At 71.1% G+C, this 20,508-nt stretch carries 19 protein-coding genes and 1 riboswitch; of the genes, 10 read left to right on the top strand and 9 right to left on the bottom strand.

Annotation, left to right across the window (positions count from 1 at the left end; all coding sequences use genetic code 11):
- Positions 1 to 358 precede the first annotated feature (358 nt).
- The 3 genes from LV78_RS40195 to LV78_RS40205 form a co-directional block, all read right to left on the bottom strand.
- Positions 359 to 694 (bottom strand): hypothetical protein, encoded by a 336-nt coding sequence (locus LV78_RS40195; RefSeq protein ID WP_253851334.1) that lies wholly within the window; start codon positions 692 to 694, stop codon positions 359 to 361.
- Complete coding sequence (locus tag LV78_RS40200) at positions 672 to 935, bottom strand: HC3 family zinc finger protein (RefSeq protein WP_253851368.1); 264 nt, start codon at positions 933 to 935, stop codon at positions 672 to 674. Before LV78_RS40200 ends, LV78_RS40195 begins: the two co-directional genes overlap by 23 nt.
- A 73-nt stretch (positions 936 to 1,008) precedes the next feature.
- On the bottom strand, positions 1,009 to 1,263 hold the full coding sequence (locus LV78_RS40205) for a transcriptional regulator (protein WP_308208812.1): 255 nt from the start codon (positions 1,261 to 1,263) through the stop codon (positions 1,009 to 1,011).
- 258 nt (positions 1,264 to 1,521) lie between these two features.
- Between LV78_RS40205 and LV78_RS40210 the strand changes: the two genes are divergently transcribed.
- Positions 1,522 to 2,736 carry a helix-turn-helix domain-containing protein gene (locus tag LV78_RS40210; protein WP_253851335.1) on the top strand — a complete coding sequence of 405 codons (1,215 nt, stop codon included), beginning with the start codon at positions 1,522 to 1,524 and terminating at the stop codon, positions 2,734 to 2,736.
- Between the two features lie 951 nt (positions 2,737 to 3,687).
- On the opposite strand, the gene LV78_RS40215 is transcribed toward LV78_RS40210, so the two are convergent.
- From LV78_RS40215 to LV78_RS40230, 4 genes are all read right to left on the bottom strand, one after another.
- On the bottom strand, positions 3,688 to 4,518 hold the full coding sequence (locus LV78_RS40215; protein WP_253851336.1) for a phage major capsid protein: 831 nt from the start codon (positions 4,516 to 4,518) through the stop codon (positions 3,688 to 3,690).
- A gap of 426 nt (positions 4,519 to 4,944) precedes the next feature.
- Positions 4,945 to 5,241, bottom strand: a complete 297-nt coding sequence (locus LV78_RS40220; protein ID WP_253851337.1) for a hypothetical protein — start codon at positions 5,239 to 5,241, stop codon at positions 4,945 to 4,947.
- An 86-nt stretch (positions 5,242 to 5,327) separates the two neighbouring features.
- Entirely contained in the window at positions 5,328 to 6,593 is a 1,266-nt protein-coding gene (locus LV78_RS41945; protein WP_253851338.1) for a tyrosine-type recombinase/integrase, read from the bottom strand.
- 285 nt (positions 6,594 to 6,878) lie between these two features.
- Positions 6,879 to 8,048 (bottom strand): ROK family transcriptional regulator, encoded by a 1,170-nt coding sequence (locus LV78_RS40230; RefSeq protein WP_253851469.1) that lies wholly within the window; start codon positions 8,046 to 8,048, stop codon positions 6,879 to 6,881.
- Positions 8,049 to 8,169: 121 nt separating this feature from the next.
- Here LV78_RS40230 and LV78_RS40235 point away from each other — a divergent pair, with 121 nt between their 5' ends.
- From LV78_RS40235 to LV78_RS40270, 8 genes are all read left to right on the top strand, one after another.
- Complete coding sequence (locus LV78_RS40235) at positions 8,170 to 8,574, top strand: ATP-binding protein (protein WP_253851470.1); 405 nt, start codon at positions 8,170 to 8,172, stop codon at positions 8,572 to 8,574.
- A gap of 78 nt (positions 8,575 to 8,652) precedes the next feature.
- Entirely contained in the window at positions 8,653 to 9,282 is a 630-nt protein-coding gene (locus tag LV78_RS40240; protein WP_253851471.1) for a class I SAM-dependent DNA methyltransferase, read from the top strand.
- A gap of 39 nt (positions 9,283 to 9,321) precedes the next feature.
- Positions 9,322 to 9,465: riboswitch (cobalamin riboswitch) on the top strand.
- A gap of 69 nt (positions 9,466 to 9,534) precedes the next feature.
- Positions 9,535 to 10,821: a prenyltransferase/squalene oxidase repeat-containing protein gene (locus LV78_RS40245; protein ID WP_253851472.1), complete on the top strand. Its 1,287-nt coding sequence runs from the start codon at positions 9,535 to 9,537 to the stop codon at positions 10,819 to 10,821.
- A complete protein-coding gene (locus tag LV78_RS40250) occupies positions 10,818 to 11,801 on the top strand; it encodes a hypothetical protein (RefSeq protein ID WP_253851473.1) in 984 nt (327 codons plus the stop codon). Before LV78_RS40245 ends, LV78_RS40250 begins: the two co-directional genes overlap by 4 nt.
- A gap of 316 nt (positions 11,802 to 12,117) precedes the next feature.
- A complete protein-coding gene (locus LV78_RS40255) occupies positions 12,118 to 13,191 on the top strand; it encodes a CbiQ family ECF transporter T component (protein WP_253851474.1) in 1,074 nt (357 codons plus the stop codon).
- Complete coding sequence (locus tag LV78_RS40260) at positions 13,191 to 14,798, top strand: ABC transporter ATP-binding protein (RefSeq protein ID WP_253851475.1); 1,608 nt, start codon at positions 13,191 to 13,193, stop codon at positions 14,796 to 14,798. Before LV78_RS40255 ends, LV78_RS40260 begins: the two co-directional genes overlap by 1 nt.
- A gap of 388 nt (positions 14,799 to 15,186) precedes the next feature.
- On the top strand, positions 15,187 to 15,900 hold the full coding sequence (locus LV78_RS40265) for an ECF transporter S component (protein WP_253851476.1): 714 nt from the start codon (positions 15,187 to 15,189) through the stop codon (positions 15,898 to 15,900).
- Positions 15,901 to 15,955: 55 nt separating this feature from the next.
- Positions 15,956 to 16,543, top strand: a complete 588-nt coding sequence (locus LV78_RS40270) for a hypothetical protein (protein ID WP_253851477.1) — start codon at positions 15,956 to 15,958, stop codon at positions 16,541 to 16,543.
- Between the two features lie 150 nt (positions 16,544 to 16,693).
- Here the strand turns inward: LV78_RS40270 and LV78_RS40275 are convergent, their stop codons facing one another.
- Entirely contained in the window at positions 16,694 to 17,188 is a 495-nt protein-coding gene (locus LV78_RS40275; protein WP_253851478.1) for an SRPBCC family protein, read from the bottom strand.
- A 681-nt stretch (positions 17,189 to 17,869) separates the two neighbouring features.
- Between LV78_RS40275 and LV78_RS40280 the strand changes: the two genes are divergently transcribed.
- On the top strand, positions 17,870 to 20,176 hold the full coding sequence (locus tag LV78_RS40280) for a diguanylate cyclase domain-containing protein (protein ID WP_253851479.1): 2,307 nt from the start codon (positions 17,870 to 17,872) through the stop codon (positions 20,174 to 20,176).
- Here the strand turns inward: LV78_RS40280 and LV78_RS40285 are convergent.
- A partial coding sequence (locus tag LV78_RS40285; RefSeq protein ID WP_253845584.1) for a transposase occupies positions 20,163 to 20,508 on the bottom strand: 346 nt, incomplete at its 5' end. The genes LV78_RS40280 and LV78_RS40285 overlap by 14 nt on opposite strands.

The following is a 20,508-nucleotide window of genomic DNA, read 5'->3' on the forward strand; positions in this document are numbered from 1 at the left end:
GTCAAACGGCGTCTTGACGCCTGTGCTTGCCTGAAAGGAGGCCATACGGAGACGGTCCCCTCTGACCTGCATCGCTGCTGTTCAGAGCGGTCCAAAGTGGCCAGAGAAGGCCCCTTGCTGACGGAGTCAGCCAGTCGGTGATCCCACGGGGAACACGTTCCTGTCGTTCCTGGCCCCGCTCGGCCGGTGAGGGCTAAGCGGCGAGGTCAAAGTAGCAGCACCAGCAGCCAGCCGGGGCGCGTAGACGTTGAGAGGCCACCCCCGTACTCGAAGGGGGCGGCCTCTCAACGTCTCGACAGAATTCAGTTGCTCGTACACTGGCGAGGTCATCAAACGCGCCTAAGTGCCGAACCAATTTTCAGTCGAGCCATACCAGATGCGTCTTGAGATTTTCGTCAGACACGAATCCGGCATAGAGATTTGCTGCATCTCCCGGCGTCGCGGAACAACTGTGAAAGTTGTCGTTTATACCGATCGTCTCGGATCGGTTGTCGAATGCGAGACCGTAGGCCACCACAGCGAGGTCGTTTCCATCGTCGATCTCGTAAGCGATCGCGTACATTGCCGGAGCATCTTTCAATGCCTTTTTCTTTAAGACTTTCAGGAAATCTTCTGACGTGGACTTCTCCGGAAGGTTGTCATTGATGCTCGTTGCGATAGTTTCCAGACTCTCATTTTTGGCCAAGTTCTCCACGCCTTCCCTGGTTTATCTTAATTCGCAAGGGAGGAAACTGTGAGATCCCTTCCCTGTTCCGCCACTCGGTGTCGCAATCCGTACAGGTTGACCAGCACCGTGCAAGCCCTGGAAGTTTGTCCCGCGACGCCGGAACATCAACCCCGCACAAAGTTTTAGTTTCTTCGGCCTCCCCGCTTTCGACGGGGACTGCATGTCGCTTTCCGGAGTATGGGAACCACTTGAAAAGGCGAGCATTCATGTCAAATCTCACCGATCAACTTTGCCCAAATGTTTAACCGACTGCTTGCCCCGACCCCTCGCGGAGCAATCGGTCAGACATCACCTTTAAGTACTTCAAAAAGATCCTTGAACTCCATGGGAGCTAGCGCAGCCAGAGCTCCGCCTATGAATGCTGGACCGGGTTGCAAAACTCCCGCCAAAGCTCTGGTTATAGTTGACCTGTTCACATCCATGGCTTTCGCCAAAGCGTAGTCGGAATTTAAGCCGGCCAGTCTGGCCGCTTTGGCGAATGCTTCATCCTTTAGCTTGATTGTGTAGGGCATCTTGGGTTTCAGCTTGACCAGCACCGCCTTGCGGCTCGGCCCAGCTGCTTCGGCCCCCTAACTGTGTCGATCACTCTCGCGGGTGAGTGAGGTTGCACACGCAGCCTTCAACTGCTGCGTCCGACCAGGAAGGTAAGCCCAAGCGGTGCGACTGACCCCAACTTTTTGTTTGGGGTCTACTTGCCCAACCGGCATAGCCCCAACGGGTGGTACGGCATGGGACCGTTGGGGGCAGCGGATGCCAGGTATCCTGGACTTATGTGGCTAGACACTGAGGCGACAGTGGGTGAACGCATCCTCCACTACCGCCTGCGGCAAGGGATGACTCAGGAGGTTCTGTGCGGCCTGGCGGGCGGACGCACGACCGAGTGGCTCAGACAGATCGAAAACGGGAAAAGGCAGGTGGATAAGTTATCTACCATTGTCGCTATAGCTGAGGCGCTACGAATCAAGCCAGCCCTCCTTTTGCCTGGGCCGTTTAGGGCTACGACAAACCGTGGCGATACGCTCGGCACGGCACCTAATACTGTTCCTGAAATTGAATCGGCAATGCTGCGATACAACGGAATGTCTAGCCTTTTTAACATTCCAGACCGGGTGACCGTATCTCCGGAGCACTTGAAAATCCGTATCGAAAAAGCTTTTTTCTGTTCCCAGACTGAGCGCTGGTCTGAAATGGCCCCGCTTGTCCCCGACATGATTGCCGACGCCTGGCATTTGATGAACTCGGCTAAAAGTGAAGCCGAAAAGCGGGACGCGGGGAAGCTGCAAGCTTTGGTTTATCGAGTGACTAGCGGAATGCTAGACCGTCTAGGTGAGCAACACCTCCCGTGGATTGCAGCAGAAAGGTCCATTCAGGCCGCCGAGCAAAGTGAAGATCCCTTGTTGATTGCAGGGGGTGCATGGCGGCTTGCGGTTGTCTTGCGTCATGCCGGACGCCTTACGGAATCTGTCGACGCTCCCGTCTTTGCTGCTGATGCACTGCGCCCTCACCTGGATACGCCCGAGGCTTATAGCATGTACGGATCATTGATGCTAAAAGGTGCTGTCGGCGCAGCCACCCTAAACGACCACAGGGCAGCTAGGGATTACTTTAAAGAAGCTTCCCGGGCCGCCGAAAAAGTGGGTGACCGTAATGACTTCTGGCTAGCTTTTGGTCCCACGAACATAGCTATTCATCAGGTCTGGCTTTCTTTGGAATTGGGGGACCCTGGTCGAGCTGTTGCCGAATCCGAAGGCGTTCCACACGAAAACTTGCCCATCGAACTTGCCGAACGCAAGGTCTCACACCTGATCACTGTCGCTTGGGCGAACTTCCTACGTGGAAAAGACCGCGAGTCGGTGGATGCTCTCATTTTGGCGCGGATGGCAGCGCCGGAGCAGTTGCTTTTCACCGGACGCGTCCATTCCATGATTAGGGGAATGCTCAAGCGGGAACGACGTTCGGTCAAATCTGACTTGCGAAAGCTTGCGGCATTTGTAGGTGTAGCGGACTGATGTTTGAGCTTGTTCGCGTGCCACTGCTCCGTCTTCTCGATATGAACAAGTGAGCAAGTGAGCAAGCAGCACTCCGGTAAAAAGTAGGGCTCCGGCCAACGGCGCATACCTGACCGCTGTCGACGTCCTATGATCATCTTGACTCTGGCGCGCTGTTGCCGGTCGGCGCGCCCCACCGCTCACTCCCGGTTCGGAGAGGGCGCTTCTGTCCTGTCTGTATGCGTTCTGACTTCTCGTCATCGCACCGAGTTCCGGCTTTGCCCGGTTTGGCCGTGTGTGGCCGTTGTCGCGGCCATCTTGTGCGGATTCTCTCGGATATCGCCGATCTGTGGCCTACCGTCGCGGGTCGAGTCGGACCGTCACGGGGACAGCGGTCTGACGGGTGTCGCACGCTTGGATTCGGTCCCTCATCACCGGCCAACGATTTCGTGCTGTCGTTGCTCGACTGGCGTACGTCCCTGCCGGTTGACGGCACGGGCCCGGTCTCGATCCCGGCCGTGGTCGTCGGTTGGGCTGGCCAGCTCCGGGCCGAGCTGGGCTTGCCCGGTGCCGGGCCCGCATGGCCGTGGCGTCCGCCGTGGCGTTCCTGAGGGCCCACGTGGACGTCGTGGCCGGGGCCGGGTGGGTCGGTGACGCGGCGGAGGAGCTGACGGCCGTCGCACGGGCCTGTCGGGCCGTGGCGGGGGTCAGGGCCCCGGTGGACGTGCGCGCGTGTCCTGGGGGCGCTGAGGGCCCCTGTACGGGCGTGCTCCGCCTGGACGGCCCGGACACTTTGGCGTGCCCGGTGTGCGCGCGTTCCTGGCCCCGTACGGCGTGGACCGAGCTGGCCGACGACGACGTGTTGCTGTCCACATCGTTTCGCGAAGACCTAAACCCTGGCGTGGAGTCGGGTGCTATGACGATCCGATATGGAAGAACCCTGGGGAGGGGGTACCTCCCCAGGGTGGTGGACTACCTGGTCTTGACGGTGGCAGTCGGCGTGGTGGTGAGCGTGACCAGGCGCATGGACTTCAGGGCGGCCGGGGCGGCGATGGCTGCGCGCATGGTCACGCGAATGCCGATCGCGCCCTGCTCGGCATAGCGTTCACGGAGGAAGCGCATTTCCGATTCCCGCTGGATGTAGTAGACGCGGGTGTGGTCGTAGACCAGAGCCTGTCCGGTGGGTATGGACGGGACCATGACGGGGGTCAGTCCGAACTGTCCGGCCACGCCGTCGGGTCCCCAGATGGGGCGGCCGTCGGGGCTGACGCGGGCGTTCTCGGTGGCATGGTCGGCAGGGTTGAACGCGATCCGCGTAGCCGTGGCTCCCTGTGCGCCGAGCTGGCCCACGGCCGTGCCGATACCCGCGATCCACGACGCGCCGGGGACGGTGGTGGCCGCGCCGAGCACTCCGCGCGGGGTGGTGCCCTGACCATCGCCGTTGAGCAGGTCAGTGTCCAACTTGGACATTGCCGTGTCCTGCAACATGTTCGAAAGCTGTTCCACGATAGGGAAGGCAGTGTCCGAAACGGACTCTTCGCTGAGCAGGACGATGGTCCCGAGCTTGGCGGCGGCCACGGTGTAGGCGTCGTCGTTGAGGGTGGCCATCGGGTAGGGCTGCATCTCGTTGAGCCATTCCGCGCCCGTGGGGGAGGCCAAGGGGAAGACGACCTTGCCGGTGGACGTGGGTACCGGGGTGAGGGACTGCGTGAACGGGGCCCCTGCCAACGCCTGGTTGATGATGCGTTCGACCAGGTAGGGCGGGGCAAGTTCACCGCGGAACGAGTTGGCCGTGATCGGCATTTAGAGTTCTCGCTATTCAGTTGATATTAAGTTGTCAAGTCCGGAACCGGCCAAGTTGCACTAATGAACCCACATTTGGGTAGCCGGGACCCTTCCGATCACTAGGTCCGTGATGGTCGGATAACGGCACCCTAGGCGGGAGTTGGGAATGTGGTCCAGAGACCCGTGAAAAATTGGCCGTTGCTGGCCGTTGAACATGAAGTGCTGAAGTCTGCCAGGTTTACCGGCTTTACCCACATCCAAGGGTGAGCAAGTTGGAAAAGTCGCTGACCTGCAAAACTTCGCGACTTGCTCACTTGCTCACTTGCTCAAGCCCTGTGAGAGGTGGGCAAGTCGGCCGCCAAGGGCTGAGCGGGCCTGAGACGATGAAAGCGGCCGGGGAGGCCACTACCCTCCCCGGCCGCCTGGTGTGGCTGTGCGGGCCGCCTAGGCGGTCCAGATCACCTCATCGGGTAGACCGTCCTCGGCCAGCGTCACCCGGACCGACCAGAGCCGATCGCAACCGGCCGGGTCGTCCACGCCGATGGCCCGGACCCCGTAGGACCGACCGCACCGGAGGTAGAGCGGCCAACCGCTCAGGTACGAGTCCACCAGCGACCAGACCGGCCGGTGGGTCTCCACCGCGCAACACGGGGTCGTGAGCGCGAGGAACCCCACGCCGTCGTGGTCGAGGAACTTGCGGGCACGGGTGGTGACGGTGTCCCCGCTCGTGAATTCGATCATCGGGGCACGTCTCCAATCGCGGGCAAAGCGGAAGGGGGAGCGGGCCCGGCCGGGGAAAGACCCGGCCGGACTCTGGAAAAAGGGGGTCAGGCCGCCTGAGCGGCCTTGCCCCTGCCCTTCGCCTTGCTGCGCTTGGAGGACGTGCCGGTGGCAGCGCCGGTGATCGGGACGACCACGCCCGCCACGCGCTCGGACAGGTTCGCCCGGCGGGTGGCCATCACGGCGCGAATCGCGTCGTCGGCCTCCGGCATCACGTGGCCGTAGGTGTTGGCCGTGATGGTGATCGACTCGTGGCCGAGACGACGCGAGACGACCAGCAGCGGGATTCCGTCCGCGAGAAGCCACGAACCGTGGGTGTGGCGCAGGTCGTGAATGCGCGGGGTGCGCACCATTCCCGCGCTCTTGGCGGCGGCACGGGCCTTGCGGAACGCGTACCCGACCGCCTGGTGGGACCACCACTTCCCGGTGCCGGGGCAGGTGAACAACGGCGCGTTGTGCGGCCGTCCGTGGATCAGCCGGACAAGCAACTCCGCCGTGTCGGGATCGACCGCGATCCGCCGGTGACTCGCCCGAGTCTTGAGCGGGACGCGCGCCCCAATCGCCTGTCCCTTCCGCTGGCGCTCCAACTGCAATTCCACCGCGATCGTGACGCGACCGAGGTCATCCACGTCCACGTCCGCGACCGTCAGCCCCAGAGCCTCCGAAATGCGCAACCCGGTCGCCAACAACACCTCAACCAGGACACCCAACCGCGCCCCCGTACGGGGCAGGGCGTAGCACGCGGCGACCAACAGCGCGGCGTCCTTGGAGGTGAGGAAATTACCGGTGCGCGGACGCTTGTCCGGCCGCTGCACCCCGAGCATCGGATTGGGGTAGTCGTGCCTGGCGGCAGAGTCCTTGAAAAGCCCGCCCAAGAGGTCCGCCAGCAAATGAGCCGATTCACCGGCCCTGGTGAGCCCGTCAAGAACGTTCTGGATGTCCTCGGTCGTGATCGACTCGACCGAGCGGTGGAACAGAGGTGCGGCACGCCGAAGGGTGCGGCGGTACAGATCCCGGCTGGTGGCGCTGGCGCGCCGCCGGCTGGTGATGTACCGCTCCACCTCCTCGTCGAAAGTCGCGCCGGAGTAGTTGTTGGGCCGCTGGCCCGTCACCAGCTCGAACGTGATGACACGGGGGTCGGTGTCGTAGACGCGGTGCCCCAGCGCCTCAACCGCGCCCTTCATGCTCTTGGCGTCGGCGCGGTCGTCGTACGTCCGGCTCTGCGGTGCGCCGTCCCGCCCGCCGCCGAAACGCCACTTCAGGCGGTACGCAACGCTTCCGTCCTTGCGGGCGCGCTGTTCGATCGTGGCCACGTCTGGGCTCCCTGTGAGGTGTGGTGCTCCCCTGGGGAACCCGACGTGTTGACCACCTCACCAAAGTACCTGCTCAGAGCCACTGTCTTCCGTATGGAGGCCACACGGAGAAGAGGGACCCCGCCCACCGCAGGGGTAAACGCAACCACCCTGAAACAGCCACCGGCCGGCAGAGCTCGTGTCCCTCTTTTTTGGAGGTCTGCCCCGCCGGCGAGGCGAGCCCTTCAGCTCTTGATCTTGGCTTGTGACTTGCAGCTCGCAGCCCTCCCCACCCCCACCCGCCCCTCACACCGCAAAAACCCGCTCAGTCGCGGTCCAAGCCGCCCCAACCACCCCGGCCTCCTCCCCCAACTCCGACAGCACGATCGGCAGATTCCCCGTCGCCAACGGCAACGACCGCCGATGCACCACCCCCCGCACCTCAGCCAGCAGCGCGTGCCCGAGCCCCGAAACCCCACCCCCGATGACCACCATCCCTGGGTTCAAAAAACTCACCAGCGAGGCCACCACCTGCCCCAACCGCCGCCCCCCATCCCGCACCAACCCAGCAGCCGCGTAATCCCCAGCCGACGCCGCCGCCCCCACATCCCGAGCCGTCAACCCCCCGCGCTCAGCCAGCCCGGCAGCCAACAACGGCGACCTCCCGCTCCTGGCCAACCCCACCGCGTCCCGAGCCAACGCAGCCCCGCTGAACCAGGCCTCCAAGCACCCCACCCCACCGCAAGCGCACACCGGCCCGTCCTCCTCCAACCGGATGTGCCCGATGTCCCCCGCAGCCCCCGCCACCCCTCGATAAACCCGCCCCCCGAGCACGATCCCGCACCCCACCCCCGTCCCCACCTTCACGAACAACAAGTCCTCCAACGACCGCGCGACCCCGGCGTGCCGCTCCCCCAGCGCCATCGCGTTCACGTCGTTGTCCACCGCGACCGGGCACCCCCACCGCGCCGCCAGCTCGTCCCGCACCGGGTACCGGTCCCACCCCGGCATGATCGGCGGAGCCACCGGCACCCCGTCCCGGAAGCTCACCGGCCCCGGCAACCCGACCCCCGCCGCCACCACCCGCCCCGGCGCCATCTCCCGGACCCGGGCCGCCAGCCGCACCACCCGCTCCAGCACCACCCCGGGCCCGTCACGCACGTCACTCTCCTCAGTGACCCGCGCCAGCACCTCGCACCGCCCGTCCGCGACCGCCACCGTCACCGACGTCGCCCCCACCGCCACCGCCAGCACCCGCAACTCGGCCGCCAACCGCACCAGCACCGACCGCCGCCCACCCCGACTCGCCGCAGGCCCGCCCTCCTCCACCAGCCCCACCTCGCCCAACCGCCCCAGCTCGGCCGACAGCGCCGCCCTGGGCACCCCCAACCGCTCCCCGAGCGAGACCCTCGACAGCGGCCCCTCGTCGCGCAGCAGCGCGAGCAGCCGGGACCGGTTGACCGGTGTAGGCGCCATGACCTGCGGTTCCCCCGTTCAACGCCCCCCACCTCTGGCGGTGGGCCGGGCGTGGTGTTTGACTCGTGCCAACGGGGGTACCCCGTCGCCTTGTCGGGCGATTTTCCCGGAGGACTTTCGAGTGCGGATCGTGGAGCGCCCCGGCGAGCGGATCGACGTCGTCCTGCACGACGACGACCCGCCGCTGGCACGGATGCGGAAGTGGACGTCGGCGACGCTCGCCGAGCTGGGCGTGGCGGACGCCGTCGACACCCAGCTCGTCGGCAACGCCCTGCTCAGCAACGCGTTCAGACACGCGATCGCCCCCCGCTGCTTCCGGCTGCGGCTGGTCCGGGACGTGGTCAGGGTCGAGGTGGAGGACGGCAGTCCGCAACTGCTCCCCGTGCTCAGCCGCTTCGAGCCGCTCCAACCGACCGGCCGGGGCCTGCTGCTGGTGAACCGCCTGGCGACGCTGTGGGGCGTCGTGCAGGGCGCCACCGCGAAGACCGTCTGGGCCGAGATCGCGGTGAACCGACCGGGCGCCTGACTACTCGGCACCGCCCCTTCCCCAACACCGCCCCCAACACCCCCTCCCCCCACCACCTCCCCGGTAGCGTCTCCCGCCATGATCGACCCGCGCTCGCAGGCCACCCGCGCCTCGTACGACACCGTCGCCGAGTCCTACGACCGGCTGGTCCGCTCCAGCCTGCCGGAGATGCCGTTCGACCGCGCCCTGCTGGCCGTGTTCGCCGAACTGGTGGACGGCCCGGTGCTGGAGGTGGGCTGCGGGACCGGCCGGATCACCGCGCACCTGGGCGGCCTCGGCGTCGAGATCTCCGGGGTCGACCTGTCCCCCGGCATGGTCGAGGTGGCCCGCCGCGAGCACCCCGGTCACCGGTTCGAGGTCGGCGCGATGCAGGACCTGGCCGTGCCGGACGGCGCGCTGGGCGGGGTCGTGGCCTGGTACTCGACCGTGCACACCCCCACCGCCGACCTGCTCGCCACCTTCACCGAGCTCGCGCGCGTGCTGGCCCCCGGCGGTCACCTGCTGACCGCCTTCAAAGCAGGCGACCGGGTCACCCCGCTGCGCCACGCGTACGGCCACGACGTCGACCTCGAAGTGCACTGGCACCCGGTGGACGCGGTCGCGGACGCGATCACCGGCGCGGGCCTGACCGAGGTGGCGCGCCTGGTCAGGGCCCCGCACGGCCCGGAGAAGGGCCCGCAGGGCGGCCTGATCGCCAGGAAGGCGTGACGCGGGCCTCGTCCCCGCCCTCCCGCTGGATGGGTCCGAACGCTGGTCGCCGCCCCCGCTCACGGGCGTACTCTGATCCGCGCGTGCGCTGGGGGAAGCCGGTCGAATGCCGGCGCTGACCCGCAACGGTAGGGCGTCCCGAGGACGCCGAGCCCGAACACCCGGCGGACGCGGTCAACCACGCCACCCGTCGAGGACTGCGGGTCGGGCCCTCACGGGTGTCCCGCGCCTCGCCACCGAAAGAGGCGCCACATGCGTCATGGCCGTGCCGCGGCGGGCATCGCCGCGCTGATCGTCACCGGGCTGCTCGCCCCCGCGCTGCCCGCGCAGGCCGAGCCGACCGCCTCCCCCGGCGGGGCGGCGAGCGGCTGGCTGGCCCGCCAGCTCGTCGACGGCGACCACCTGGAGACCACCTTCGACGGCGTCGCCTACCCCGACCACGGGCTGACGGCGGACGCGGTGCTCGCGTTCGCGGCGGCCGGGGTCGCCCGCGACAGCGGGGCCAAGGCGACCGCGTGGCTGGCGAAGCCGGAGAACCTGCCGCAGTACCTCGGCGACGGGACCACCGAGTCCTACGCGGGCGCGCACGCCAAGGTCGCGCTGCTCGCCCAGGTCCAGGGCGCCGACCCGGCCGCGTTCGGCGGGGTCGACCTGATCACCCGGCTGACCGCGCTCCAGGCGCCGTCCGGCCGGTTCAGCGACAAGTCGCAGTACGGCGACTACAGCAACGGCATCACCCAGTCGTTGGCCGTGATCGCGCTGGAGCGGCACGGTTCCGCGCCGCAGGCGGCGGTGGACTACCTGGTGGGCCAGGCGTGCGCGGGCGGCGGGTTCCCGCAGCGGTTGGAGCAGGCCACCTGCGAGCCGGACGTGGACACCACCGGCTACGCGGCGCAGGCGATGCTCGCCGCGGGCAAGTCGGCCGAGGCCGCGAAGGCGCTGGACTGGCTGGTGTCGGTGCAGGGCGCGACCGGCGGTTTCACCGACTTCAGCCCGGCCCCGAAGCCGAACGCGAACAGCACCGGCCTTGCCGCGCAGGCGCTGCGCGTCGGCGGTCGGGCGGCGGCGGCCGACAAGGCGGTGGCGTTCCTGACCGGGCTCCAGGTGGGCTGCGCGGGCGCGGAGGCGAACCGGGGCGCGATCGGGTACGACGCGTCCGGCTTCGACGCGGGCACCGCGACGCGCGCGACGGCGCAGGCAGTGCTGGGCGTGGCGGGCGTTGGCCTGACCGCGCTGGAGGCGGGCGGCAGCGCCGACGTGCCGACCCTGAAGTGCGACGCGCAGCCGCCGACGACCACGACCGGCTCGACCACCACCACGACCACCACGACCACCGCGCCGACCACCACGGGCAGCTCCTCGACCCCGGCGGCGACCGCCCCGACCACGACGTCCCCGGCGGCGGTGGTGACCGGTAAGCAGACGGTGGCGCTGGCGAACACGGGCGCGAACATCGCGCCGGTGGTGGCGATCGGGACGCTGATGCTGGTGTCGGGCGCGCTGGCGCTGGTGGTGTCGCGCAGGCGGCACAGCCGGTGAGCGCGGACCCGGTCGCACGCCGCAGGGCCGCCGAGCGGCTTGGCGGCGGAGGGCTCGCCTTCGGGCGGCTCGCCGACAGCCTGCTCGACGGCGGGCGGCTCAACAGCGGGCAGCCCACCTCCGGACGGTCCGCCGACAGGCGCCCCAACTCCGGCCGCCCCACCCGCAGGCGGCTCGGCGGCGGGCTCGCGGCGGTGGTGGCGCTGCTGTGGGCGTTGCTGCTCCCGGCGCCCGCGTCGGCCGCCGCGTGCGACGGCGTGACCGTGGTGGTGGACTTCGGCGCGCTGGGCGGGGTCCGCACCGGGTGCGCGCCGGGTGACCCGGCGACCGGGATCGCGGCGCTGAACTCCGCCGGTTTCGCGCACTCCTACGTCCCCCGCCAACCCGGTCTGGTCTGCCAGATCGCCGCGCTGCCCAACCCGTGCAACGGCGCGCCCGCGTCGGCGTACTGGTCGTACTGGCACGCCCCGGCGGGCGGCTCGTGGACCTACAGCTCCTCCGGCGCGGGCGCCTACAACCCCGCACCGGGCACCGTGGAGGGCTGGGCGTTCGGCGCGGGCAGCCCACCCGCGCAGGCCCCACCCGCTCCCGCGCCCCAGCCCGCGCCACCCCAGCAACCGGCCCCGCAGCAGCCCCAAGTCCCCCAACCCGCGCCACCCGCCGCGCAGCCGGACTCCCCCACCACCGCCCAGGCGCCCCCCAACCCCGCCACACCGGACGCACCCGGTTCCCAGGCCCCCGCTCCTCCCACAGGGGAGTCGGCCGCGTCCTCCGCGCCCGCCGCCACCGAGAGCACCCAGCCCGGCGAAAGCTCCACTCCCCCGTCCACCCCACCGGCGGACGACACCCCCACCCCGGTCCCCGCCGCGCAAGCCACCGAGACCGGCGGCAGAACGGTCGGCTGGCTCGCCGGGGTGCTCCTGATCGCCGCGCTGGCAGGCCTGGGCGTGTGGACCGCGCGCCGCAGAGCGGCCCAGTGACCAACCGCCCCCGCCACCAGGTGAGCGGACCGCCGACCCGCGCCCCGCGTCCGGGCCCGACGTCCGCGATCGACCACCCCACCGGTCCGCTCACCCCCAAGGCCACCCGGTGAACGGACCGCCGACCGGCCCTCCAAAGCCCCCACCGGGCGAACGGACCGCTACTCCGCCTCCCGGAACCCTCCCGTGAACGGTCCGCTGACCGGCACCAGGGGAACCCCCGGTGAACGCCCCGCCGCCCCACCCCCGATCCCCAGCGCCACCCCGCCGACCAGCCCCCCGACCACCCCAACCCCCACCCCCACGGAGCCTCCCGGTGACCACCCCACCGCCCCGCCTCCTGCACCCCGGTGCGTGGTGGCTCTGGGCGCTGGGCCTGGCCGCCGCCGCGACCCGCACCACCAACCCCCTCCTCCTCACCACCCTCCTGTCCACCGCCGGGGTCGTGGTCGTCGGCTGCGCCCGACGCGGCGCGGGCCCCTCCGCCTACGGCGCGTTCCTCAAGTTCGGCCTGGTGATCCTCGCCATCCGGGTCCTGTTCCACGTGCTGCTCGGCGGCGTGCAGGGCCCGACCGTGCTGCTCGACCTCCCCGAGATCCCCCTCCCCGCCTGGGCCCAGGGCGTCCGACTGGGCGGCCCGGTCACCGCCGAGGGCCTGGTGCTGGCCCTCTGCCAGGGCCTCCAGCTCGCGACCCTCCTGGCCTGCGTCGGCGCGGCGAACGCGCTCGCCGACCCCAAGCGCCTGCTCCGCTCGCTCCCCGCCGCCCTCTACGAGGTGAGCGTGGCCGTCGTGGTCGCCCTGACCGTCGCCCCGCAGCTGGTGGCGAGCGCGCGCTCGGTCCGCAGGGCGCGCCTGCTGCGCGGTGACGCCCCGCGCGGCAGGCGGGTGGTCCGCTCGCTGCTCGTGCCCGTGCTGGAGGAGGCGTTCGAGCGCTCCCTGGTGCTGGCCGCGGCGATGGACTCGCGCGGGTACGGCAGGCAGGCCGGGCTCTCCCGCAGGCACCGCCTGCTGACCGGCTCGCTCGTGCTGGGCGGGCTGGTCGGCCTGTGCGTCGGCGCGTACGGCCTGCTCGGCGCGGACACCCCGCCCGCGCTCGGCGCGGGCGCCCTCGCCACCGGCACGGCGCTCGCCGCCGGTGGGCTGGCGCTGGGGTCGCGCCGGGTCCGCCGCACCCGCTACCGCCCCGACCGCTGGCGCGCCCGCGAACTGCTGGTCACCGGATCGGGCCTGGTCGCGGCGGTGTGCGCGGTCGCCACCGCCACCCCCGCCTTGACCGTCCAGGTGACCCCGCTGTCCGCCCCGGTGCTGCCGCTGCTGCCCGTCGCGGGCGCGCTGGTCGCCCTGCTGCCGCTGGTGGTGGCGCCCGCGCCGCCGGAACGGAGGTCGTGATGATCCGCTTCGAGCAGGTGTCGATCACCTACCCGGACGCGCCCGCCCCGGTCCTGTCCGGCGTCGACCTGGTGGTGCCGGAGGGCGAGCTGTGCCTGGTCGTCGGCCGGACCGGGTCGGGCAAGTCGACGCTGCTGCGCGCCGTGAACGGCCTGGTCCCGCACTTCAGCGGCGGCGAGCTGACCGGCCGGGTGCTGGTGGCGGGCCGGGACACCCGCGACCACCCGCCGCGCGAGCTGGCCGACGTGGTGGGGCTGGTGGCGCAGGACCCGTGGTCGGGGTTCGTGACGGACTCGGTGGAGGAGGAGCTGGCCTACTCGATGGAGTCGCTGGCCCTGCCGAACCCGGTGATGCGCAAGCGGGTCGAGGAGACCCTGGACCTGCTGGGCCTGGCCGACCTGCGCGACCGGCCGCTGTCGACGTTGTCCGGCGGGCAGCAGCAGCGGGTGGCGATCGGGGCGGCGCTGACCGCGCACCCGAGCGCGCTGGTGCTGGACGAGCCGACGTCGGCGCTGGACCCCGGAGCGGCCGAGGACGTGCTGGCGGCGCTGCTGCGGCTGGTGCACGACCTGGGCATGACGGTGCTGGTGGCCGAGCACCGGTTGGAGCGGGTCGCGCAGTACGCGGACCGGGTGGTGCTGGTGCGGGACGGCCTGGTCAGCGCGGGTGCACCGGCGGAGGTGCTGGCCGGGTCGCCGGTGGCGCCGCCGGTGGTGCGGCTGGGCGCGCTGGCCGGGTGGTCGCCGGTCCCGGTGTCGGTGCGCGACGCCAGGCGGGCGGCGGCGGGGCTGCGCGAGCGGCTGTCCGGGCTGACCCCGCCCGAGGCCGCGCCGGTGGGCGGTCCGCTCGCCCTGCGCGCCGAGGGGGTCCGGGTCGGGTATCCGGGGGTGGACGCGGTGCGCGGGGTGGACCTCGCGGTCCACGCGGGCGAGCGGGTGGCGCTGATGGGGCGCAACGGGTCGGGCAAGTCGAGCCTGCTGTGGGCGGTGCAGGGCAGCGGGCGCCGGTCGGCGGGGACGGTGCTGGTGGACGGCGGTGGCGGCGCGGCCGACCCGGCGGACCTGAAGCCCGGTGAGCGCAGGGCGCTGGTCGGGCTGGTGCCGCAGCAGCCCGCCGACCTGCTGTACCTGCACGACGTGGCCGCCGAGTGCGCCCAGGCCGACCGGGAGTCCGGTCGCGAGCCGGGGACGTGCCGCGCGCTGCTGGACGGCCTGGCGCCGGGGGTGCCCGCCGAGGCGCACCCGCGCGACCTGTCGGAGGGGCAGCGGCTGGCGCTGGTGCTGGCGATCGCGCTGACCGCGCAGCCGCGCGTGGTGCTGCTGGACGAGCCGACCAGGGGGCTGGACGTGGTGGCGAAGCGGCGGCTGGTCGAGGTGCTGCGCGGGCTGTCGGAGCGCGGCACGGCGGTGGTGCTGGCGACGCACGACGTCGAGTTCGCGGCCGAGTGCGCGACCAGGGTGGTGGTGCTGGCGAACGGCGAGGTGGTGGCGGACGGCCCGACCCCGGAGGTGGTGACCTCGTCCCCGGTGTTCGCGCCGCAGGTGTCGAAGGTGCTCGCGCCGGGGCGGTGGCTGACGGTGGAGCAGGTCGAGGGGGCGCTGCGGTGAGCCGGGAGGACTTGGCGGCGGGTGGCGGGGTGGTGAGTGGCGGGACGGTGGGCGGCACGGCTGGGGCTGCGCGCGGTGCGGCGGCGACGGTGGGCGGCACAGCGGCAGCGATGCCCGGTACGGCGGTGGGCAGCGCAGTGCGACCAGGCGTCGCGGTGGCGGCAGGCGGTGCGGCGGCGGTCAGCGCGAGGCCGACACGGGCGCGTCGTGGGACCGCGACGGTGCGCGGGGTGCGGCGATGAGCGGGTCCCCGCCCGAAAACGGGCACGGGCCCAGGTCCGAAATCAGGTCCCGGACCGGCTCCCCGATCGGCTCCCGGATCGGCGCTTCCGCCTCGGTCCCCGTCCGGATCGGTCCGCGAGCGACCGCGTCCCTGCTGGTCGCGGCCGTGATCAGCCTGATCGCGTTCGGCTGGCCGCTGCTGGTGGAGCCGGGCGCCGGGGTGGCTCACTCCACCGACGCCCCCTGGCTGTTCGCCCTGCTCCTGCCGCTGGTGATCGCGGTGGTGCTGGCCGAGCTGAGCGAGGGCGGCCTGGACTCGAAGGCGGTCGCCGTGCTGGGCGTGCTGTCCGCGCTGGGGGCGGCCGTGCGACCGCTGGGCGCGGGCACGGCGGGCGTGGAGACGGTGTTCTTCCTGCTGGTGCTGGGCGGCCGGGTGTTCGGGCCCGGTTTCGGGTTCGTGCTGGGCAGCACGACCCTGTTCGCGTCCGCCCTGCTGACCGGCGGGGTGGGGCCGTGGCTGCCCTACCAGATGATCGGCGCGGCCTGGGTCGGTCTCGGGGCGGGGCTGCTGCCGCGCTGCCGGGGGTGGCTGGAGCTGCTGGTGCTGTCCGGGTACGGGGCGGTGGCCGGGCTCGGCTACGGGCTGCTGCTGAACCTGTCGTTCTGGCCGTTCGCGCTGGGCGCGCACAGCGACCTGTCGTTCCAGCCCGGCGAGCCGGTGTGGTCGAACCTGACCAGGTTGGCGCTGTTCAGCCTGGCCACGTCGCTGGGCTGGGACGTGGGCCGGGCGGTCACCACGGCCCTGCTGGTGGCGACCACCGGCCCGGTGCTGCTGCGCACGATGCGCAGGGCGGCCCGCAAGGCCGCGTTCACCCGCTGACTTGATCACCCACCCGGCCTGCGAACGACCGGGACACGCCCACTACCGTTGCCGCATGGCACTGGCGTGGCGTCCTCTGGACGAGCAAGCGATCGGACGCGTCCTGGCACTCGCGGACACCCCGTGGGGCGACCTGGACGACGCGTGGGCGAGCACCGGCTGGGAGCTGCCCGGCGGGGTCGCGCTCTCGCACCAGGTGTTCGAGGAGCTGGAGTACCGGTTCGACCTGCCCGAGGGCCCGGTGCGGTTCGGCGCCGACGAGACGGCCCTGACCAGCGCCTCCCTGGACTTCGCCTGGTTCGCCCCCGACCCCGAGGACGTCCCTGAGGGCGACTGGCCGGACGGCTGGCAGCTCGCCGAGGACGCCTCCCGCGCCGACTTCACCGCCCGCTACGCCGAGGGCGTGGCCGCGCTGACCGCCGTGCTGGGCGAGCCGGAGCGCACCGGCGGGCACGACGAGGAGTTGGGCTGGCAGCACGCGCTGTGGCGGCGCGGCGAGAACACCGTCGTGGTCGTGGCGCAGGGCGAGCAGTTCGACCAGTACGGCGAGAGCGAGGCCGCGCTGCTGTGGGTCGTCCGCCACCGGGGCGAGGTGCCGGACGGCGAGGAGTTCTACGAGTGGCTGTGCGGCGCGGGCGAGTGAGCCCCGCAGCCTGACGAGCGCAGCGGTCTGACGGGCGTGGCGCCGGACCCCCGGTGCCACGCCCTCGGTCCGTCCGGTCCTCGGTCCATCCGGACCCCCAAGAGCCCCGCCCGAGGCCCTTCCCGGCCGGCCGCTAGGCCTTCCCAGCCGCTAGGCCTTCCCCACCTGGCTCTCCTTCCCCACCTGCCCCTCCTCCACCAGCGCCGCGAGCTTGCCCAGCGACATCGTCCAGCCGAACTCGTTGTCCTCGGGTCGCACGCTGGGCGGCACGTTCTCGTGCACCCCGGTGATCTCCGTGCCGCCCTCGACGTCCACCAGCGTGAACGTCAGCACCATCTCCCCCGCCGTGTCCGGGTCGTCGGTGTCGAACTCGACCACCTGGACCACCTCGGTGTCCGGCACCAGCCGCGTGAAGCGCCCGCCGTAGCTGTCCACCCGGTCGCTGGTCTTGCCCGCCGTCGTGCCGGGGTCGTCGTAGGTGAGGCTGATCCGGAACTCGCCGCCCTCCCTGGCGTCGAAGGCCAGCACCTCGCTGGTCATGCCGTTGGGGACCATCCAGCGGCCCACCGCCTCGCCGTCGAGCAGTGCCCGGTACACGGCTGCTCGCGGGGCGCGGACGGTGCGCTGGACGCGGGTCGTCGTCATGCGCGCGACGCTAGCAGCGGGGTCCGACACCGGGCGGCGCCCGCGAACTCCGGACAAGCCGCTTTCCACGTGGTCAGGAATTGACCGGGGCCGCCAATGGAACCGGCTGCCGTTTTCCGCCCGGCCGTCCCGGTCGCGAAACCGGCATTCGACCGGATGATCCCAGGTCGACCCCAGGTCAAATATCCGCCGAACGTCAGCGGCGCCCGCGTCGTCCCATTTCGGGGCGCGCCGCCCAACGGTGATCACCATTGGACACCGATTGACCCAAAGGGGTGTTTCCGCAGCTCTGCGGTGTAGCCCATGACTGCGGAGCGTCACTCCAACCTGCGGCGCGCCGGAGTTCCGGAAGCGTTCGCGATGAAGCCCCGAACACCGGCCGAGCATCGTTCAGCAGGGGTTAAAGGGAACCTTAAGGGCGTGTCGGACACGAGGTTGATGCCACGATCGAGTTAATTTGTAGGATCTACTGGCGCGGTGAGGTGACAGGCGGTTGGATGATCCGGGTTCCTGTCCACCACTCGGTCGACGGCGCTATTAGCCCTGTCGCGCAAGCTGTGATGAACGACCGGTGGCAGGCCCTGATCGGCACGGCTGCCGGAGCACCGCGTGGACACGTGCCGCCGGACCTCCGGCGCGCACGAACGTGAAGACCGAACGCAGAGCCACCGAGAGGGTGACATGACCGTTCCGCTTTCCCGGGAGGCGGAAGCGCTCCGCGAGCGCGCGGAGCTGGCTGGGACGTGGGCCGGGCTGCTGGCCGGGCACTCCGGCGGCAGGGTTCCGGGGCAGGTGCTGGAGCGGGCGCTGCTCGGCGAGGTCGAGCGGTTGTGCGCGGGCGCGCTGGGCATCGGCGACGCGGACGAGGACGACTTCGAGGACGACGACCGGGACGGCGCGGGACCGGGCGCGGCGCCGGGAAGCCCGGACCTGGCCGTCGCGGCGGGCCGGACCACGGGCGGTGTGCTCGCGGAGCTGACCGAGGACCCCGAGGCGCTGCGGGTGAGCCTGGAACTGCTGAGCGCCGAGTTACCGGCGCTCAGCACGGTGGCCGCGGTCGGGAGCCGCGTCCCCTCGGTGCTGGCGGCGCTGGCCGCCGGGTTCGCCGAGCAGGCGGTGGCGAACGCCGCGGCCAGGTCCGCCCGCGCCGCCAAGCCCCGCCGCGACAGCGTCCCCCTGGCGACACCGCGCGGCCCGGCGGTCCGGGTCCCGGTCGACGGACCGCCCGCAGCACCGGCCGCGCCTGCCGCGCCGGAGGACGAGGACGACGCCGACCGGGAGCCGCACCACTGCTCGCCCGCCGCCGACGACGACGTCGACGACCTGCACGACACCGGAACCGACGAGCGGCCGACCGGTGCGCGGACCGATCCGGGCAAGCCCGACCGGCACCGGGTCGACACCCGCGCCCCGGTCGCCGGACCGGCCCCCGGCGGCGCCGACCTCCCCGGTGATCCGGTGGCCGAGCCGCAGGTGGCCGAGTCGGTGCTGCTCGCCGCCAAGGCCGGGATCGTGGAGGAGGCCGCGCGGATCGGGGTGGCCTCGGTGACGTTCGAGGGCAGCGTCCTGGAGGCCAACGACGCGCTCGCGGACATCCTCAACCGCGCACGCGGCACGCTGACCGGGGTCGACCTGCTCGAACTCGTGCACCCGGCCGACCGGGGCGCGGTCGTGTCCGACCTGGCGAGCCTGGCCTGCGGCGGCACCTCGGCGCTGTCCGGGCAGCGCAGGCTGGTCCGCCCGGACGGCGAGGTCGCCTGGGCCGCGCTGACCACCGCGCCGCTGCGCCCGCCCGGTCGGACGCCCTACGCGGTGGTGGTCGTGGAGGACCGCACCGACGTGAGCCTGCTCCAGGGGCAGCTCAACCACCAGTCGCTGCACGACGTGCTCACCTGGCTGCCGAACCGGCAGTACTTCACCAGCAGGTTGGAGCGGGCGCTGCGCACGGCCGACCCGGCGACCGGCATCACCGTCTACCACCTGGACCTGGACGGGTTCTCGCGGATCAACGGCGGGCTCGGGCGGGTGGTGGGCGACCACGTGCTCAAGACCGCCGCGTCCCGGCTGTTCGAGGTGGCGCCCGGTGAGAACTCGATGATCGCGCGGTTCGGGGCGGACGAGTTCGCGGTGCTGGTGGAGAACGTCGCGGGCACGCCGGACGTGGTGACGACGGTGCGCCGGATCAACGAGCGGCTCGGGGAACCGCTGGAGGTCGCGGGGCAGGAGATCGCGCTGTCCGCCACAATCGGGGTGGTGCACCGGCCCGCGCCGGGCACGCCGCCCGCCGAGCTGCTGGAGGCGGCGGACCTCGCGCTGCGGCGGGCGCGCGGGCTGGGGAGCAGGCAGTGGGCGCTGGCCGACCCGGAGCTGGACGCCGTGGACCGGCGCGACTTCACCCTGGCCGCGACCATGCCAGGCGCGTGGCGGCGCGGGGAGCTGGAGGTCCGGTACCGGCCGGTGGTGCGGTTGGCGGACTCGGAGGTGGTGGCGGCCGAGGCGGTGCTGCGGTGGCGGCACCCGGTGCTCGGGGTGCTGCCGCACGAGAGGTGCGCGCGGTTGGCCGAGGAGACCGGTTTCGCGGTGCCGCTGGGGGCGCTGGTGCTGCGGGCGGCGTGCGAGCGGGCCGTCGAGTGGGCGCGGGACGGGGCGGAGCTGCCGGTGCGGGTGGCGCTGAGCGGGGAGCAGGCGGCGGACCAGGACTTGGTGGGGTCGGCGCTGCGGGTGCTGGAGGAGACCGGGCTGCCGAGGCGGCTGCTGCGGGTCGCGGTGCCCGCGCGGGTGCTGTTCGAGCGGGACGAGGCGGCGGACAACCTGCGGGTGCTCGCCGACGCGGGCGTGGGCGCGGAGGTGGACGACTTCCCGGTGGGGCCGGGCGAGCTGGCCGCGCTGGAGGGGTTCCCGGTCCGGGCGGTGCGGGTGCGGGCGGGGGTGGAGGTGGCGCACCCGAGCGCGGTGAAGGCGCTAGGGCCTGTCCTCAAAGCCAGATGAGCAGCGTGGCCAGGTCGAGCATGCCTCGATAGGACACGGCGGTCTTGTCGAAGCGGGTGGCGATGGCGCGGAACTGCTTGAGCCGGTTGAAGCAGCGTTCCACCACGTTGCGACGCTTGTAGGCGGCGCGGTCGAAGGTCGGCGGGCGTCCGCCGGCCCGGCCTCGGCGCAGCCGGTTGGCCCTCTGGTCGCGGCGTTCCGGGATGGTGGCCGGGATGCGGCGTCTGCGCAGGTAGGAGCGGATGGCGCGGCTGGAGTAGCCCTTGTCCGCGATCACCCGCCTCGGTCTGGTCGCCGGTCGTCCCGGTCCCGGCCGGTCGAACCGGACACCG

It is taken from the genome of Actinosynnema pretiosum (assembly GCF_024171695.1).
GTDB classification, from domain to species: Bacteria; Actinomycetota; Actinomycetes; order Mycobacteriales; family Pseudonocardiaceae; genus Actinosynnema; species Actinosynnema pretiosum.